Annotated in this window: 16 protein-coding genes; 9 read left to right on the forward strand and 7 right to left on the reverse strand. The window is 41.1% G+C overall.

The window, feature by feature from the left end; translation table 11 throughout:
* Positions 1-233 precede the first annotated feature (233 nt).
* On the reverse strand, positions 234-1646 hold the full coding sequence (locus tag WKU33_RS00655; protein WP_336251778.1) for a LysM peptidoglycan-binding domain-containing protein: 1413 nt from the start codon (positions 1644-1646) through the stop codon (positions 234-236).
* A gap of 398 nt (positions 1647-2044) precedes the next feature.
* On the opposite strand from WKU33_RS00655, the gene WKU33_RS00660 reads away from it, so the two are divergent.
* From WKU33_RS00660 to adhE, 3 genes are all read left to right on the forward strand, one after another.
* Positions 2045-2653 (forward strand): YpjP family protein, encoded by a 609-nt coding sequence (locus tag WKU33_RS00660; RefSeq protein ID WP_188855882.1) that lies wholly within the window; start codon positions 2045-2047, stop codon positions 2651-2653.
* Positions 2654-2763: 110 nt separating this feature from the next.
* Positions 2764-3108 (forward strand): hypothetical protein, encoded by a 345-nt coding sequence (locus tag WKU33_RS00665; protein WP_188855881.1) that lies wholly within the window; start codon positions 2764-2766, stop codon positions 3106-3108.
* A 331-nt stretch (positions 3109-3439) separates the two neighbouring features.
* On the forward strand, positions 3440-6043 hold the full coding sequence (gene adhE / locus WKU33_RS00670) for a bifunctional acetaldehyde-CoA/alcohol dehydrogenase (RefSeq protein ID WP_188855880.1): 2604 nt from the start codon (positions 3440-3442) through the stop codon (positions 6041-6043).
* 98 nt (positions 6044-6141) lie between these two features.
* Here the strand turns inward: adhE and WKU33_RS00675 are convergent, their stop codons facing one another.
* Positions 6142-6855, reverse strand: coding sequence for an NAD-dependent protein deacylase (locus tag WKU33_RS00675; protein ID WP_156856209.1), 714 nt, complete (start codon positions 6853-6855; stop codon positions 6142-6144).
* A 152-nt stretch (positions 6856-7007) separates the two neighbouring features.
* On the opposite strand from WKU33_RS00675, the gene htpG reads away from it, so the two are divergent.
* The 4 genes from htpG (at position 7008) to WKU33_RS00695 (ending at position 11271) form a co-directional block, all read left to right on the forward strand.
* Complete coding sequence (gene htpG, locus WKU33_RS00680; protein WP_340452749.1) at positions 7008-8891, forward strand: molecular chaperone HtpG; 1884 nt, start codon at positions 7008-7010, stop codon at positions 8889-8891.
* A gap of 1044 nt (positions 8892-9935) precedes the next feature.
* Positions 9936-10547 carry a TetR/AcrR family transcriptional regulator gene (locus WKU33_RS00685; protein WP_156856211.1) on the forward strand — a complete coding sequence of 204 codons (612 nt, stop codon included), beginning with the start codon at positions 9936-9938 and terminating at the stop codon, positions 10545-10547.
* A 25-nt stretch (positions 10548-10572) separates the two neighbouring features.
* Positions 10573-10983, forward strand: coding sequence for a transcriptional regulator Spx (gene spx, locus WKU33_RS00690; protein ID WP_156856212.1), 411 nt, complete (start codon positions 10573-10575; stop codon positions 10981-10983).
* 3 nt (positions 10984-10986) lie between these two features.
* A complete protein-coding gene (locus WKU33_RS00695; RefSeq protein ID WP_188855879.1) occupies positions 10987-11271 on the forward strand; it encodes a hypothetical protein in 285 nt (94 codons plus the stop codon).
* Between the two features lie 67 nt (positions 11272-11338).
* On the opposite strand, the gene WKU33_RS00700 is transcribed toward WKU33_RS00695, so the two are convergent.
* Positions 11339-11722 (reverse strand): hypothetical protein, encoded by a 384-nt coding sequence (locus tag WKU33_RS00700; RefSeq protein WP_188855878.1) that lies wholly within the window; start codon positions 11720-11722, stop codon positions 11339-11341.
* Between the two features lie 260 nt (positions 11723-11982).
* Between WKU33_RS00700 and alr the strand changes: the two genes are divergently transcribed.
* Together alr and WKU33_RS00710 are read left to right on the forward strand one after the other, a co-directional pair.
* Positions 11983-13110, forward strand: a complete 1128-nt coding sequence (gene alr / locus WKU33_RS00705; protein WP_188855877.1) for an alanine racemase — start codon at positions 11983-11985, stop codon at positions 13108-13110.
* 321 nt (positions 13111-13431) lie between these two features.
* Entirely contained in the window at positions 13432-13995 is a 564-nt protein-coding gene (locus tag WKU33_RS00710) for an NADPH-dependent FMN reductase (RefSeq protein WP_156856216.1), read from the forward strand.
* Between the two features lie 58 nt (positions 13996-14053).
* Here the strand turns inward: WKU33_RS00710 and WKU33_RS00715 are convergent, their stop codons facing one another.
* The 4 genes from WKU33_RS00715 to WKU33_RS00730 form a co-directional block, all read right to left on the reverse strand.
* Positions 14054-14626: a CDP-alcohol phosphatidyltransferase family protein gene (locus tag WKU33_RS00715; RefSeq protein ID WP_156856217.1), complete on the reverse strand. Its 573-nt coding sequence runs from the start codon at positions 14624-14626 to the stop codon at positions 14054-14056.
* Between the two features lie 456 nt (positions 14627-15082).
* Positions 15083-15736 (reverse strand): lysoplasmalogenase, encoded by a 654-nt coding sequence (locus WKU33_RS00720; protein ID WP_188855875.1) that lies wholly within the window; start codon positions 15734-15736, stop codon positions 15083-15085.
* Between the two features lie 17 nt (positions 15737-15753).
* Positions 15754-16752 (reverse strand): sensor histidine kinase, encoded by a 999-nt coding sequence (locus tag WKU33_RS00725; RefSeq protein ID WP_340452752.1) that lies wholly within the window; start codon positions 16750-16752, stop codon positions 15754-15756.
* Between the two features lie 82 nt (positions 16753-16834).
* Positions 16835-17536, reverse strand: a complete 702-nt coding sequence (locus WKU33_RS00730) for a LytR/AlgR family response regulator transcription factor (protein ID WP_336251773.1) — start codon at positions 17534-17536, stop codon at positions 16835-16837.
* Positions 17537-17714: the final 178 nt, after the last annotated feature.

Raw genomic sequence — 17714 nt, forward strand, 5'->3', positions numbered from 1 at the left:
TAAATTAAAATGCTGTGATAACTTAGGTATCCTGGGCTAGCCACGTCCGCTCTGCGCTCAAGCATTGCCTAATTTAATTCCTTCTTGAGTAAGCTCCTAAGGGTAATCTTCTTGCAGCTTTGCGAGGAGAGTTTCTCCACCCAGAAAGCTTGCAATACGACGAGTAACTAGAAGATCTTTTGGTAGGACGAGTAATCGCAGTCCCAGGCGCCCGCGAATCCGCCTTTGCGCTTTCAGATTCTCTTCCTCACCGTAAAGTTATCCCGCAGCAATTCCCAGTTTTGTGGGAAAGGGTAGCCGAGTGCCCAATAACTGATCCCGCCAAGATTGAACTCTTTTGCCAAATCAAACTTGGCTTGAGCACTTCTCGCATCTTCAAACCATACTTCATGATCTACACCTTCTTCATCCGTGTAGCGAAAGAACGGAGAAGCGGCAACTCTATCAAAATGAATTTCTGCATTATACTTGGTAGCGAGTTCCACTGCCCTTTGAGGGCTGAATGTTTGGGCGGCTTGACCTTGAACATGAGGCAACTTCCAGTCCCGCGCGTAAATCTGGAAACCAAGGAATATTTTCTCTGCGGGCATTTCGGTTAGGGCATATTCTACAACCCGCCGCATCTGGTTTAGTGGTGAAATCGCTTGAGGCGGACCGAGCCGGTATCCCCATTCATATGTCATTAAGATAACGAAATCGGCAATTCTTCCATGGGCTGCATAATCATGGGCTTCATACAATAATCCAGGTTGGTCAGCGCTTGTTTTCGGGGCTACCGCAGTCGAAACGAAATACCCTTCAGGATGGAGGCGGTTGACGGCCAATTGTATAAAGTTATTGAAACGCTCCCGATCTTCGGGTAATACATTTTCAAAATCAATATTTAACCCTCGATAGCCTTTTTCGTTCATTACATTGAGGATGTTTGTCAATAACGTATCCATTAGCTGGTTACTCGTCAGAATCGTATGGGTGAGCGATGAACCGGTTTCTTCTGAAGTGAAATTTAAGATCGACATCATTGGCAAAACATTCTCTTCATAACTTGCGGCAATCATCTGTTCATCTGGAAAAGGCTCCAAGCTTCCGTCCGCTTGAACCTGATAGGCAAACGGGCTCGCAAATGTCAGCAGTTCCCCAACTTCACGGATTGACTGGGCACCTGCTGCATCTTGCTGGTAGGAATATGCATTGACATCAATAATTGGTTTCCCCCGTGGAATAAAGAGCGTTTGCCCAGTAAAGATAGGCTCGGTTATCGTAAGGGCGTTCTCCTGAGCGAGTGCATAGACCGATACTCCGTACTGATTCGCAATGCTTGCAAGTGTCTCGCCAGGCGCTACATTGTGACGTGCAAGCGGAATAAATATTCTTTGTCCTGGCATGAGCGCCTCGGGATTGACCCCGGGGTTTGCCTGTAATACTTGATTTAAAGCCAATCCAAAATTAGCAGCAATACTCCACAAGCTTTCTCCAGCCTTTACCGTATGCCACGTTCCCTTAATCGGAATAAGTAACGCCAGACCAACAACAAGCCGTTCCGGATCCGGCAAATCGTTCACCCGCAATAACTCCGTCATACTTACCCCATATCGTTCATGTAACCCATACAAATTATCCCCCGGCTCCACAACGTGAATAATCACAAAAACTCCCCCTCTTACATTTCGCTCCAATATCCTATGCCCAAAAAGTGAGAATGTGTAGGGACAGAGGGTCAGAGCATTTGTCCCAGAATAGGAAACTATAAAATAAAAATGCTGTGATAACTTAGGTATCCAGGGCTAGCCACGTCCGGCTCCAGCGCCCAGCAACTATCAAACTTCACACTCCTCCAATCGATAAGTCAACATCAACTCACTGCGTTCGTTGTGTTTCCTTTATCTCATTCCGGAGTGCTCCAGTTTGTATGTTGCTAAACGGACGCTTACGCCTTTGTCCCAGAAAATTAATAGAAAGTTAACGAAATAAACCATTTTCCCAATAGACATCTGCCCATAACATGTTAAACTTATAGTAAGGAAATGATTGGGAAGTGATGGCCATGAAGTTGTGGATGAAAAAAGCGCTCGTTGCATTGATTGCGATTGCAACACTCGGAATGTACACGCCGACTTCGTTATTGGAAATTGAAGCAGAAGATAATAAAGATACTTTCTCCTCAAAAGCAGAATTCGATCAAGCGACTGAAGTCCGGGCAAGTGAAGCGACGTTCGAAAGCTATGAAACAATGCTTGAAGTCGAAACAGAACCGGATTATTTACGGGAGTTACAAGAACAGGCGAAAATTCAAAGCATGCTGAAATTTGGTCCGCGTATTGCTGAACAAGTGGAGGATGAGTTTTCTGCGGTAATTTTGCCGAAAATGGAGTCTGTACTGGAAGAGTTAGCTGCTGAAGCAGGGGATGAGGCGGTTCGTTATTATGGAATTACGGAACAACCAGCAAAGGGCTACGGTGAGCGAATCTTTCACGTAACCGATTATCGTACGGAAGAAGATGTCGTCCAGTTCCACGTCCGTCGTGACAATCGACCATTAGAAGGTTACTATTTCAACTTCCACTATCATCTTCAAAACGATGACTTCAGAGAGCATCACAACCTCGGTGAAATTTACTGGGATAAAAATACACCACCTAAGTGGATGGCATAAAGATTAAAAGAGGTGAGGATATAAGCTGTCCCCACCTCTTTTTATATATTCGCGCGCCCAGCAAGCCGTTAGTTGCTAGCTGTTGAAACTTTCTTGAATGACCTAAAGCTTTGAGGTGGGAGTTTTACGGACGGTTACACCGGGATAAAGTGAATCCTGCCGCCTTGTCAATTACACCCCTTGTTGAGGATAAAGAGAAGTTGAGCCTGAGATTATCGGCGAAAACCATGGAAGATGTGAGTAACTTGGAATTCAGCACCGAAGAATCCCGCGGGAGTTTCTATTTATGGATTAGGAGAAGGGAGAATATCTTAATGAGATTAGGTTTAAAAAGAAATGAAGTTAGACTGGTACCTCATAATCACGAATGGACAGAAGAGTTTCTCAGAGTTAAAAAAGATATTGTAAAGGAAACAAGGCTAGAGCCATATAAAGAAATCCTTTGTAAGGCATAAACAGGAAGGTATAAATGAGTATACAGTGAAAAAAGAGAGTTTTGTTAAAAAAATATGTGCATTGAATATAGTATAGAATAACTTCACCGATTTGTCATAATCTGCCGAAACAGGAAGCGTTTACAGGTGGTATGATCAATTTGAAAGAGATAGAAATCTTATTACGCAATAATATGATCAACGGTTCACAAAGAAGCGAGGTGAGTTTAACGGTTAATTAACAGACATTATTTTCTCAGCCTCACATGATATTTAGTTGGATAGCAATAGGCTATATTTTTTTAAAACAACATGCTCAATGTTTCACAATATAAGATGAGGAGGATTTACCATGACTACAAAAACACTTGAAAAGAAACAAGTTAAATCAGCGGGTGAGAGCATTGATACCCTGGTCGTTAATGGGAATAAGGCATTAAAGGAAATGAAAATGCTGGATCAAGCCCAAATTAACAACATTATTAAAGAAATGGCTTTAGCGGGCTTGGACAAACATATGGAATTGGCCAAGTTAGCTATAGAAGAAACAAAACGCGGTGTTTACGAGGACAAAATTATTAAAAACATGTTTTCGACGGAATATATTTACCACAACATTAAATATGAACGGACAATAGGGGTCATGAATGAAAATGAAATGGAAGGTATCGTTGAAATTGCGGAACCTATTGGAGTCATTGCTGGAATTACTCCTATCACGAATCCGACTTCTACGACAATGTTTAAATCCATTATCTCTATTAAAACGGGTAATCCGATTATCTTTGCTTTTCACCCTGGGGCACAAAAATCAAGTGCTAAGGCAGCCCAAGTCCTATATGAAGCTGCTGTGAAAGCCGGTGCACCTGAACACTGCATTCAGTGGATTGACCAACCGGCTGTGGAAAAAACGCAAGCACTCATGAAACATGAGGGCATCGCGCTCATTTTAGCCACAGGTGGATCTGGTATGGTGAAATCCGCTTACAGTTCCGGAAAACCAGCCCTAGGTGTCGGACCAGGTAACGTCCCTTGTTATATAGAAAAAACAGCGTATATCAAACGAGCAGTCAATGATCTCATTTTATCTAAAACTTTTGATAATGGCATGATTTGTGCTTCCGAACAAGCTGTAATTATCGATGAGCCAATCTATGAAAAAGTGAAACAAGAGATGATTGCTCAGAACTGTTACTTTTTAAATGCCACAGAAAAGGTAAAAGTCGAAAAACTGGTCATTGATGAAAATACGGCTTCTGTTAATCCGGCGATAGTTGGAATGAGTGCAGCTACTATTGCGAAAATGGCAGGAGTCACTGTTCCGGAAAACACAAAGATATTGGTCGCTGAATTAACCGGAGTGGGTCCCGATTATCCACTGTCACGGGAAAAGCTCAGTCCCGTGCTTGCCTGTTATAAAGCAAACAATACAGAAATGGGACTCAGACGGTGTGAGGAAATGCTTGAATTTGGTGGACTTGGTCACTCTGCTGTGATCCATTCTGAAGATCAGAAGGTCATCGATGAATTCAGTCAGCGGATGAAAGCTGGACGCTTGATTGTTAATCAGCCATCATCTCAAGGGGCAATTGGCGATATATATAATGCGTATACCCCGTCACTGACCCTTGGGTGCGGTTCATACGGCGGAAATTCTGTGTCTAGCAATGTGAGCTCTGTTCATTTATATAACGTCAAAAAATTGGCGAAAAGAAGTGTTAATATGCAATGGTTTAAAGTTCCACCAAAAATATATTTTGAAAAAAATGCCGTTCAATATCTTGAGAAGATGCCGAATATCTCAAGGGCTATCATTGTAACGGATCCGATGATGGTCAAATTGGGATACGTTGATAAGGTCTTATATTACTTAAGAAAACGTCCAGATTATGTCCATTGTAGAATTATTTCAGACGTTGAGCCTGATCCTTCTAAAGAAACCGTCATGCGGGGTGCGGCGGAGATGAGAGAATTTGAGCCGGATGTCATTATTGCTCTTGGTGGTGGTTCACCCATGGACGCCGCTAAATCGATGTGGCTATTCTATGAATATCCTGAAACAGACTTTAACGGTTTGAAACAGAAATTCATGGATATCCGTAAACGTGCTTATAAATACCCGCAACTCGGAAAACGGGCGCAATTTGTCGGGATTCCAACAACCTCTGGGACTGGAGCCGAAGTCACATCTTTTTCAGTCATCACAGATAAAGAGAATAATATAAAGTATCCGCTGGCTGACTATGAGCTGACACCGGATGTAGCAATCATTGACCCGCAATTTGTAATGAGTGTACCGAAAACAGTTACAGCTGACACCGGAATGGACGTCTTAACCCATGCGATTGAAGCTTATGTATCCAATATGGCTAATGACTTTACAGATGGGTTGGCAATCAAGGCTATTCAGCTTATCTTTGAATATTTACCGCAAGCCTATCATGATGGATCAAATGAGAAGGCCCGTGAAAAGGTGCATAATGCCTCGACCATTGCGGGAATGGCATTTACCAATGCGTTCTTAGGGATAAACCATAGTTTGGCACATAAACTGGGCGGTGAATTTAACATTGCTCATGGCCGTGCTAATACTATTTTGTTACCTCATGTCATTCGATATAATGCAACGAAGCCGACGAAATTTGTCTCATTCCCTAAATATGAACATTTCATTGCAGATAAGCGTTATGCGGAGATTGCCAAAGCGATTGGCTTACAAGCTGCTACCACCGAAGAAGGGGTGGAAAATCTGGTACAAGCCATTATTAAACTGGCAAAAGAATTGGATATCCCGATGAGTATTGAAGAAAATGGGGTCACCCAGAAAGAATTTGAAGCAAAAGTGGATCATTTAGCTGATAAAGCTTTTGAAGATCAATGTACAACAGCAAATCCGAAGTTACCTCTCGTCACAGAACTGGCCGATGTTTATAGAAAAGCATTTAAAGGTGTCTAGCTAGTAGAAGAGGGCGAGAAAAACCGGAAAATAGAAATGAAAGACGTGGTATCTACCCTCATAAGGAGAGGGAGCTACCACGTCTGTTTTATTTTTTCTTATAGATTCTCATCCAGTTCTTGCAAAAGCTCACCAATTTTCTTATCTTGAATAATCAAATCGGCGGACCGATCAAGCGGGGTATCTTCTGCATTAACAATGACCAATCTCGCACCATTTTCTTTCGCAAGCATTGGAAACTGGTTCGCCGGCGTAACGGTGAGGGAAGAGCCAAGCACAATGAACAAATCTGCTTTTTCTGTTTCCTGTAGTGCAAATTCAAAGTCATCGACTGGTAGACTTTCCCCGAATAAAACAATCGAAGGCCGTAACACACCATTACATTCCTCACAGTAAAATGCCTCTTTCACATACTTCTCACTACCGTACTGGCGCCCGCATGATTCACAATGCAACTTCTGCAAGGTACCATGAAGCTCTGCGACTTGCTTACTGCCTGCAAGTTGATGGAATCCATCGACATTTTGTGTAATAATCGACTTCACTTTGCCGGAACGCTCCCAATTGGCAAGGATCGAATGTCCTTTATGTGGTCCATATTCCTTCACTCCGAGTACACGCTCCCGGTAAAATGCAATAAACTCTTCCACATTATTGTTGAGTGCATCGGTACTTGCAAGCTGCGCGGGGTCTTTCTTCGTCCATAACCCCTTATTTGCTGACCGAAAATCCGGGAGGCCACTTTCTGTCGACATCCCCGCTCCGGTAAATACGACCGTATAATCAGACTGCTCCAACCAATTCTTAAGCATGTCATTCCTCCTTACTTGTACCCCTAGTATACCGTGAATTCAGGAAGCTTGCAGAGACCCAAGTTGATTGACTTCATAGAAAGGATATGGTATTAAAATAGATGGATTAGTATATATTGCTTCTTACTTTTTAACGAAAGAGGAGAGAGACGATGGAAAGAAGAGAATTTCAAGCGGAATCAAAGAAACTACTAGATATGGTGATTAACTCCATCTATTCGCAGCGTGAAGTTTTCCTAAGAGAATTGATTTCCAATGCGAGCGATGCAATCGACAAACTATACTACCGGGCACTTACAGATGACAATCTCACGTTTGATAAAGACAGTTATTTTATCAAACTTGACCCGAACAAAGATACACGAACATTAACCATAACCGACACAGGAATCGGGATGACAAAAGAAGAGATGGAGAGCAACCTCGGTATCATCGCAAAAAGCGGCTCCCATCAATTTAAGGAAGAGAATGAAATTAAAGACGGCCATGACATCATTGGGCAATTCGGTGTCGGCTTCTATGCGGCCTTCATGGTTGCGGAAAAAGTAACCGTCATCAGTCGCTCTGTTGATAGTGAAGAAGCTTATAAATGGGAATCAACTGGGCCTGAAGGGTACACGATTGAACCGGCAGAAAAAGCCGAAGTAGGCACTAAAATTATCCTCAAAATCAAAGAAAATGAGGAAGAAGAGAATTACGATGAATTCCTAGAAGAATACCGACTCAAACAAATCGTGAAGAAATACTCCGACTTTATCCGTTATCCAATAAAAATGGACGTGACGGAAAGTAAGCTGAAAGAAGGCACGGAAGACGAATATGAAGACGTCATTACGGAAGAAACCTTGAATACAATGATCCCAATCTGGAAGAAGAATAAGAGTGAGCTTACCGACGAGGATTATGAAAACTTCTATCGGGAGAAGCATTATGGTTTCGATAAACCGTTAAAACATATCCATCTTTCCGTTGATGGTACGGTCCGTTATGATGCGATTCTTTATATCCCGGAGAGCGCACCATATAACTACTATACGAAGGAATATGAAAAAGGATTGGAGCTTTATTCGAACGGCGTACTTATTATGGAGAAAAGTCCAGAGCTGCTGCCGGACTATTTCGGTTTTGTGAAAGGATTAGTAGATTCCGAGGATCTTTCTTTAAATATTTCGCGGGAAATGCTTCAGCATGATCGCCAGTTAAGAACAATTGCCAAAAACATTAATAAACGAATCAAGCAGCAACTGAAACAAGTGCTGAATAATGACCGGGAAGCTTATGAACGCTTCTACCAATCCTTTGGCCAGCAATTGAAATTCGGTGTTTACAGCGATTTCGGCCAGCATAAAGAAGTGCTGCAAGATTTGCTATTATTCTACTCATCGAAAGAAAAGAAATTAGTTACTTTGGATGAATACGTTGAGCGCATGCCAGAAGAGCAGAAATATATTTACTATGCACAAGGCGATAGCGTTGACCGCGTGGACAAGCTTCCGCAGACTGAACTTGTAAAAGATAAAGGTTATGAAATTCTATATTTCACAGACGAAATTGATGAGTTCGCAATCCGCATGCTCATGAGCTATAAAGAGAAGGAATTTAGAAACGTCTCAAGTGGCGATCTTGGCATTGAACAAGATGAGAAAGAGAAGGAAGAAGAGAAAGAAACAGAGAAGGAACACGAAGAGCTGTTTACGAAAATGAAAGAGCTATTAGGGGATAAGGTTACAGCTGTCCGTGCTTCAAAACGTTTGAAATCTCATCCGGTTGTGCTTACAGCAGATGGTGATATTTCAATTGAAATGGAAAAAATCATTAATTCCATGCCCGATGATCAGCAAATTAAAGCAGATAAAGTATTGGAGATTAATGTGGATCACGAAATTATGAATGCTTTAGAGCAAGCGAAAGAGCAAGGCGACGAGCATTTGAAACTTTACACGAATCTATTATATAACCAAGCATTACTAATCGAAGGTCTTCCAATTGAAGATCCGGTTGCTTTCACGAATGATATTTGTAAAGTGATGCTTTAATATTCTGATGGTACTTTTCCGTATATCTGGAAAGGTACCATTTTTTATCTACCTAGCTTTCGCGAAAAAATGGTACACCGCAAAAAGCTCATTAAAAATCCGCCTTGCAATTGTATTGGGTTTTTGATATGATGGAACGTAACCCAAAATTTGTAGTAAACAATTTACCATCTATGTTAGAAATTACCTCCAGACGGGTAGACTAGTTTTCATAGTCGATTGAAAGTATCTGAAAGGAAGTGATTTCATGTTATTAAGTATTATCCTACCTGTCTTATTCCTCGGCCTCATTGTCTTCATCTTGCGTCAGTCAACCAGAAGATCCTAAAACAAAAGCGAGGCTCATTCCTGGCGTATTCCGTAATAGGCCAGGAAAGACCATGCTTCTACTCCTCCTGTTTCACCCATTATGTAGCATAAATTTCATCGCTCTAGAAAATACACCACGCTCATGTATAGCTGACTACTTTCAACTTTCACAGCCTAAAATAGCGAACTATTCCCTCGCGTAGTTAGTAAAACCAACTATCCATTATGGTTTCAGACACATATAGATGTTTTTCCGATCTCCTAATACCCCTCTCAAAAGGAACAACTGACTTACTTACTTTTTTATACAGCGTAAGTGTTTGCTCGTTCACTAATTAAAGAACGCTTTCGTATGTGGCAACGTCTGTATTAGCGACATCCTATGCGTCGAGACTTAGGCAGCCGCCCGCGGAAAAAGAGAGGTACCTGGAATGTGGCTCTCCAGAAGTAGGTTGCATTCAAGCCGTAATGAAAGTAATCATCCGTTCAGCTTAAAAAGCTTTTATTTAAAAAATAGTGTCTAGGTACATATTTGCAAAACTGCGGGATTCGGGAAGAAAGTAGGAGTTTTACGATAGCGATTTAAGGTAATAACTATTTAAAGAGGTAATTGTGGAATAAGTAAGTAAAAAGTTAGGAATACCCCGTATTGCATTGACAAATGACACGGTGTCATTTATTATAAAAATATAAGATGACACCGTGTCATTATCTGGTAGAAATGGAGGTAAAGGAATGCCCAAAGCAACATTTTTTAATCTGCCAGAGAAAAAGCGTCAATCCTTAATTAAGGCAATGGAAATAGAATTTTCTAGAGTTCCTTTATACGAGGCCTCCATCGCAAATATCGTAAAGACAGCAGGGATATCTCGGGGAAGCTTTTATCAATATTTCAGAGATAAAGAAGACGCCTATTACTATATTCTCAAGGAACAGGCAAGCCGTAGAAACAAACAGTTTATTCAACAACTGCATACACATCAGGGAGACTTATTCGAAGCAATCACTGCTTTTTACTATGATCTGCTTATTGAATTACCTGATGAAAAGGAGTATAACTTTTTCCGGAATGCTCTTCTTAACGTAACCCATCAGATTGAAACCATCTTCAATGAAATAATTGAAAGCAATCTGAAAAAAGATGGTATGGAAGAAATTACGAAACTAATTAATAGAGATCTTTTAAATATCGAATCAGACAGCGAACTGACCCATGTCATCCACATTATATCGGCAGTTGCATTCCGCAATTTTGTCGAGAAGTTTACGAAAGAGCTATCCGATCAAGAAGCAATTGAAAGCTTTATAGCAGAAATGAACTTATTGAAAAAAGGCATAGCAAAATAAACCAATTTGAAATGGGGTATGATATATGACAGTGACAATTTATGGAGCTGCATGTTCATCGACTAGGAAAGCGAAGCAATGGTTTACAAAGCAAAACATTCATTATGTGGAGCGGAATATTTTGAAGTATCCGTTAACCGTAACGGAACTTCAAGGAATCCTACGCATGACCGTTGACGGAACGGATGAAATTATATCAACACGATCCAAGATTTATAAAGATCTTGATCTAGATATTGAAGCATTACCGCTTCAGGAATTATTGGAACTGATTCACAAGCATCCTCGTCTGTTGCGTAGTCCAATTATGGTTGACGAGAAGAGGCTGCAAGTAGGCTATCATGAGGATGATATCCGTCAATTCCTGCCGAGAAAAACACGCGAATACCAATGGTTGCAATGGAGATTAAATCATTTGCAACTTGCTGAAGGGTAATTTATGGCGCAACTCTTGGCTGAACAATCGTATGTGAAAGTTATTCGTACCGTCGATTCCCTCACCCAAACAAATACTGAAGAACAACGTATGATGTATTTGTATGAGGATCGACTGGTGACGAAACATCGTGAGTTTCCAATCGATACAATTCACGATTTGTCCTACCGGTTGCTCGGAACAAAAGGTGGACTGTTGTATGTACATACGAACAAAGGTGTATACTCCTTTATTGTTAAAAGCTCTCCAGAACAATTTATTGAAGTTTTTAAAGCATATAGTAAATAAGGTAAACCCTAAGACTGGGTTTACCTTATTTTTATAAAAAATCGAAAGGAATGCATGCCCTAAATAATTACTTACTTTCTGAAGCGTGCACATTCTGGAATAGATTGATAATAAACAGCACAACAGAGATTAAAAATGCAACCCCACCACCAGACACGAAAATTTCAAGAACGATTAGCGGTACATCAAGATAAATCATCATCATCCCGATAAGGAGAAAAGGTAAGCCGATTTGATGAAGCCAGAATTGTAATTTACCAAGTTGGCTATTTCCCGCTTTTGGGTAAACCGAGTAAATAACACCAATTAAACCAGTAGACAGCCAGCCGACAACATTAATATGAGCGTGCGTTGCCCCCCATTGAAGCTGGATCGTGTAAAGCATAAATAACCCAAAGCCAATTCCGATAATAAAATAAAGAGCGGCAATTTTTATCCATTTCGCACCCAACGTTATCCACTCCTTTTTTGCTGATTTCTTACGATTTTTAACTGGTTGACAGGAAAATAGAAGCAGACTGAAATGCTGAGTTACTCTACCCAACCTAAGCCTTTTTTAGCATATTTTTCAAGTGAAACAGAAATACTTCCTCATTTTTATTTCATCTCCTTCATAATATATATTGTTCCAATTGGAAAAGTATGCCCTATCCAGAGGATGTTGGGAAATGGTAAAATATAAGATAATGAAAGAACAGAGGAGTTTGTCGGATGAAACGATTAAGTTACCGAGATACATGGGTTGAAGTTTCTTTAGCTGCAATCCGAGAAAATACGCGAGTCTTTAAACAACATATGAATAAAAATAGTAAACTACTTGCTGTCGTAAAAGCGGATGGCTATGGGCATGGTGCGGAGGAAGTCGGGAGGGCTGCTTTAGCGGCTGGTGCCGATCGTTTAGGTGTCGCATTGCTTGATGAGGCGATTGAACTCAGAAAGGCTGGTATCGAAGCCCCGATTCTTGTGCTCGGTTATACGAAACCGGAAGTTGTAAAGGAAGCGATTATAAATAAAATTACGCTCACCGTTTATAGCAAGGATGTGTTGGACGCACTTGTTACCGCCTGTGAAGAATTGCAGCAAGCAGTTAAGGTCCATTTGAAAATAGATACAGGGATGAGAAGGGTTGGCGTTCAGACCAAGGAAGAAGCACTTGAATTAGTGAAGGGCATTGACAGCAAGTGGATCGAACTTGAAGGGATTTATACTCATTTTGCAGACGCGGACAATGTAGATGAAACGTATACACGGATGCAATTTGCGCGTTTCCTTGAAGTGACGGACTATTTAGCAGAACATGGTTATTCCGCCCCGCTGAAGCATTGTTGTAATAGTGCGGCAACGATTTGTTTTCCAGAGATGCACTTGGATATGTGTCGGGTTGGGATTGGTATGTATGGTCTTTATCCAGCAAAACATATGAAGAAAGTGATTAGCTTGACCCAGGCAATGACATTCCAGACGAAAGCGGTGCTAATTAAGGAAGTAGAGGCGGGAGAGTCAATCAGCTATGGTTGTACATATCAGCCCAAGAGAAAATCGCTGATTGCCACTCTTTCAGTTGGATATGCGGATGGGCTTTCTCGTCAGCTGTCCAATCGTGGTGAGGTGACGATAAGGGGGCAGCGGGTGCCGATTGTCGGGAGAATCTGTATGGATCAGACGATGGTGGACGTAACAAGTATTGACGAGGTACAGGATAACGATATTATAACGATATTTGGTGAGGAAAAAGAAGGCTACATCTCCCTCGACGAAATAGCCGAACAGCTACAAACCATCCATTACGAAATCATTTGTCTCATCGGGAAACGTGTTCCAAGAGTTTATATTGGGTAAAGTGAAACTCATTCAGTGGGGGTATCCTTACCTCCCCGCTGAATGTAAGTTGAACAGAATAGGAATTTACGGACTGTTTATCCCCATCCTTCACATATTGGGTTTCCCCCATGTTTAGAGGAGGGGGTATTACAGACCGTTAATACGTGATAAAATAAAAATTCGCTCTGCGCCTATGTTATTAAACTTACAAATGATAAGTAAATAATAAAAGAGAACAAAAAGATTGCAACATGAAAAAAATCATGGTATATTAATAAGCGTAATTCATTTATATTGAATTAAACTAAAAGTAAGTTATAGATAACAGGGGGAATTCGAGTGTTAAAAATTGGTATTATTTTAGGAAGTGTTCGTGAAGGACGTAATGGGGAACAAGTAGCAAATTGGACACTTGACTTTGCGAACAATCGCAAGGATCAAGATGTAGAATATGAGCTAGTAGACCTAGCGGATTACCGTTTACCATTCCTAGGTGAAAGCTTACCGGAAGCTGAAAAAGAAAAGGCAAATGCAGTTATCAAAGCTTGGTCTGATAAAATGGCTTCTTTTGACGGATATATTTTCATCACTCCAGAATACAACCATGCAATCGGTGGTGCACTGAAGAACGCGCTTGACTACTTAAATCCAGAAGTAAATAATAAAGCGGCAGGATTTGTTGGTTACGGAAGCCTTGGCGGAACCCGTGCTCATGAGAACATGCGCCTGATTCTTGGTGAATTACAAGTAGCAGACGTTCGTACTGCAGTTACATTCTCACTACTAGCTGACTTTGAAAACTTCTCCGTCTTCAAGCCAGCTGATTACCATGCAGATAATGCAAACCAAATGTTAGATCAAGTCATTGCTTGGAGCAGTGCTTTGAAATCATTACGAGGCTAATTTGCTGACCACAAAATCCTCATGAATGATCTTATAAATGAAAGAGAAGATGCTGAGCTTAACGCACAGCATCTTCTCTTTTTTCATATAATCTCAGGAATTCCGGGATATACATCAAGAAAGAAATGGATAGGAATATACCCGTTACAATCATGAGGAATGCGATAAAATACGTATCTAGGCTGGGAAATGTAATTAAAATTCCCATCGCTAGGTAAAAAACAGCCGTTGATACTTTCCCAAACCACTTCGCTCCGTCCAATTTTTTCCCGCGTTTTAAAAGAATGAGTCCATTGATTCCCATAAACAACTCTTTCAAGACAAAGAGGATAAACAGAATCCACATATATGGATAGCGGAACAATAGACAGGCGACGATCGCTGTCTGTGTTAATTTATCTGCAATCGGGTCAACGATTTTCCCGAGTTCTGTAATTTGATTGAATGTCCGGGCAATCCATCCGTCCAATGCGTCGGTTACACCAGATAAAAGAATAATAATGCCGATAAGATAATAATCGCTTGTGTCCGTTGCATGAATGAAAAGATAGACAAATACAGGAATCAGAAGAATCCGGATGTAAGATAAAATATTTGGGATGGATAAAACTTCCCTTGTTGTTAACTTCACATGAAATTCCCCCTATGTTTAGAACTACATTACCCAACTCTTGCAACTTATAAGTTTTATAAAAACTAGGAATTACTTTCATTCAGTGTAAGAGTAACTCTTACCTGGAGGTCCGCAGTTCAGACACCTCTCGCTTTCCACAGGCGGCCGGGTTACTCCTGCGTGAAAAGCATTAGTCCTAAGCTCCCGCAGGAAGTGCTTTTCTTCCGAGGCAGACTAAGTTCGCTCTCGTATGTGGCAACGCCTGTATTATCACTTCCTGTGCGTCGAGGCTACGGCTGTACCTTAGGATGCGCATCCGTCCGCCGGGCAACTGAACGGCGATTAGTGCTCTTACATAACAGAACGTGCGAAACACTTGCGCTGAATGAAAGTAATTATACGGTTAGGTTGTTGTAAAAGTTGAATAATACCTTATAAGCATATCAAAAATAGTTGTTTTACACTCCTATTTTGCTACCAAACGATGCGCTTGTCTTGTTCAATGAGCGAGTAGAGACTAACTGCAATGAAAAATTGAGCTGCATAGTAGGGGAGCATGACAAGGGCCTCCGCAAATGGAACGGCCGCCACAAACATATTCCAAGCAAGAATCGAATCAGAAATAACGAATAACAATGCCCCGAATTGCGCCGGTCGATTGCCTGTTAAAATTGTAGCCAAGAGCATTAGTGAAATAATGATAATATAAGCAACGACTGGGACCGCAAGTACTTGCTCTCCGGCATCCGTTAACGCAGGTATAAGGAATATCCCGAAAATAATAGCATAGATACCAATTGGAATTGCGGCAAGTATCCGCCGCTTCGTGAATTTGGCAACTTTGAGGAAGCCGATAGCATAACAAATATGGGCAATAAAGAAGGCGACAAGACCAATGAGAAACCAGTGCAGTGTCGCATCGCCAATCATCGAAAAGACGAGACCAAGCATGATGAACCAATGGACGCATCTTTTATTTTCTGGAGCAATCCGAAATGCATAAAGTATAATGACAATCATTGGCAATAGTTTAAAAAAGAGTTTGAACGTAAAAGGCTCATCGGGAGCGATGAAAATATATACGAGACTAAGCGTCAGTATCATTAGCGGTAAGCGGTAAAGAACCATTGTGCTCCTCCTCGTCTTTATTCCGTGTCGACCGATTTCAAGATGGCAGGCAATTTAATTTGCAGTGTAAAGGTTTGGTTCTTATAAACGAAATCAAGATATCCTGCATGTTTCTGGGTAATCTGTGCGATAATCTGTGTACCAAGTCCCTCATGATCCCCTGATTTGGTCGTTCTCGCCTGTTTCGTAAATAAATGATCAAGTACATCGTTCGGTATGGGGAGGGTGTAATTTTTACAGCTTAAAATAAATAATCCGCTCCGTTTTGAAGTCTGTAATGTAATATGGGCCTGTTTTCCGGTCTCTTTTTGCCATTCGGCGCTTGCTTCCAGCGCATTATCCAGTATATTCCCGATTAGTTCAGTTAAATCTCGATCGTAAAGTGGCAAGCTTGAAATTGCCGCTTCGAGATCGTACGTTACTTCAATCCCATTATCTTTTCCTTTGCGGTAACTTTGATGCAGAATACCCGCAACCGTTCCTCTTTCTCCTTGAATGGACAGGTTTGTTTCCTTATACCCTTCCACAAGCTCATTTAAATACGTTGTTGCTTCTTTATGATTCTTATTTTCAAGCATATAATGCATCGCAGAGATATGTTTTAAAAAGTCATGTCTTTCTTTCCGGACGATGAGAAAGGCTTCATTCATCTGCTCAATTTCCCTTGTGTGGGAATGGATAAGCTCATCCTTATGATAAAGCTTCCGGCCCAATGTAAGTCTCATTATTTCAACGGAAAGGAAGAGGAGAAATGGAATAAGTGAAATCAGGCCAGGCCCGCTTAATAAATAGATGAATAAAACAAGTAGCTGGATACTGTATAACCCCAAATTCACCTTTGCTCCAAGCGCCTCAATCTGCACGATCATTTTTCTTTGAAGTAGAAAAACAAGGAACAAAGCTACAATAATTGATACATAAAAGGGAAAATCAAAAGGTAAAGCTCGCCCCGCAAGCTCCAAATGAAACGCGAAAAGCAAGACAACACTCACCCAATAAAGACGCACAATCCCCATTTCCAACCTCCTATCAATCGGGACAACTGCTCTGACCCCGTGTCCCGCACTGGGACAGAGGGTCAGAGCAGTTGTCCCGGTGTTAAAAGTAATTTTGCTGCAAGTGGTTGACCATTTCTTTTGTAATCATTGCGGTTTCTTCTATGCCGTCAAAGTTCACGATGAAGGAGTTTTTCGCGTAGAGCTCGAAATTTTGAATGTAGTGGATGTTGATGATAAAGGAACGGTGTGAGCGAAGAAAATCCCTTTCCCTTAGCTCTCCCTCTAATTCTTTTAACGTTTGATATGTCTTAATGGTTCCACTTTTTGTAAAAATTGTGGATGACCTGCCTGTTCGTTCAATGAAAATGATATCCTTTTTCTGGATAATATGAATGTTGTTCTTCTGTTTAATGTAAAGTCTCCCTGTAATTTCCGCTTGCCGGGACTTTTCCATAATCCGTTTAATTGATGTCGTGAGCCGATTTTTCGTATAGGGCTTCATAATATAGTCATGTACATTGATTTCAAAGGCATGAACCGCATACCCGCTGTTTGCTGTTACAAAAATAACCTCAATATGAAGCGCATGGGAATGAATAATATCTGCGAGCTCATAGCCGGAAAGATGGGGCATTTCAATATCGGCGACGAGCAGCATGATTTCCTCATCTTTAATCCGTTTATACGCTTCCTCTGCGGATGTGGTGGCGAAGACGATCTCCACATCATCAATACGTGAAACAATCCCAACCACCTTATCTAAATCAATCTGACGGTCATCAACGATTCCAACCTTCAGCATACGTGCAACACCTGTACTTTCTATTGTTTTTGACGCAATCGTTTTTCTTCATTATACCATCTCGAAGCGTGAATAAGGCATTTTCACGACATCAAAGGAATGATTCGCGACATGTCCGGTGAAAGAGACGATGGTTTTGCTTACAATGAATGTAACAAATCAAAAAAGGGATGGGAAC

This window comes from Oceanobacillus sp. HCA-5259 (genome assembly GCF_037892815.1).
Taxonomy (GTDB): domain Bacteria; phylum Bacillota; class Bacilli; order Bacillales; family Amphibacillaceae; genus Oceanobacillus; species Oceanobacillus indicireducens.

Excerpts from the sequence above, each read along its gene's own strand:
- WKU33_RS00660 (WP_188855882.1), top strand. The coding sequence starts at position 2,045 with ATGAAGTTGTGGATGAAAAAAGCGCTCGTTGCATTGATTGCGATTGCA.
- adhE (WP_188855880.1), top strand. The coding sequence starts at position 3,440 with ATGACTACAAAAACACTTGAAAAGAAACAAGTTAAATCAGCGGGTGAG.
- WKU33_RS00675 (WP_156856209.1), bottom strand. The coding sequence starts at position 6,855 with ATGCTTAAGAATTGGTTGGAGCAGTCTGATTATACGGTCGTATTTACC.
- htpG (WP_340452749.1), top strand. The coding sequence starts at position 7,008 with ATGGAAAGAAGAGAATTTCAAGCGGAATCAAAGAAACTACTAGATATG.
- WKU33_RS00685 (WP_156856211.1), top strand. The coding sequence starts at position 9,936 with ATGCCCAAAGCAACATTTTTTAATCTGCCAGAGAAAAAGCGTCAATCC.
- spx (WP_156856212.1), top strand. The coding sequence starts at position 10,573 with ATGACAGTGACAATTTATGGAGCTGCATGTTCATCGACTAGGAAAGCG.
- WKU33_RS00695 (WP_188855879.1), top strand. The coding sequence starts at position 10,987 with ATGGCGCAACTCTTGGCTGAACAATCGTATGTGAAAGTTATTCGTACC.
- alr (WP_188855877.1), top strand. The coding sequence starts at position 11,983 with ATGAAACGATTAAGTTACCGAGATACATGGGTTGAAGTTTCTTTAGCT.
- WKU33_RS00720 (WP_188855875.1), bottom strand. The coding sequence starts at position 15,736 with ATGGTTCTTTACCGCTTACCGCTAATGATACTGACGCTTAGTCTCGTA.
- WKU33_RS00725 (WP_340452752.1), bottom strand. The coding sequence starts at position 16,752 with ATGGGGATTGTGCGTCTTTATTGGGTGAGTGTTGTCTTGCTTTTCGCG.
- WKU33_RS00730 (WP_336251773.1), bottom strand. The coding sequence starts at position 17,536 with ATGCTGAAGGTTGGAATCGTTGATGACCGTCAGATTGATTTAGATAAG.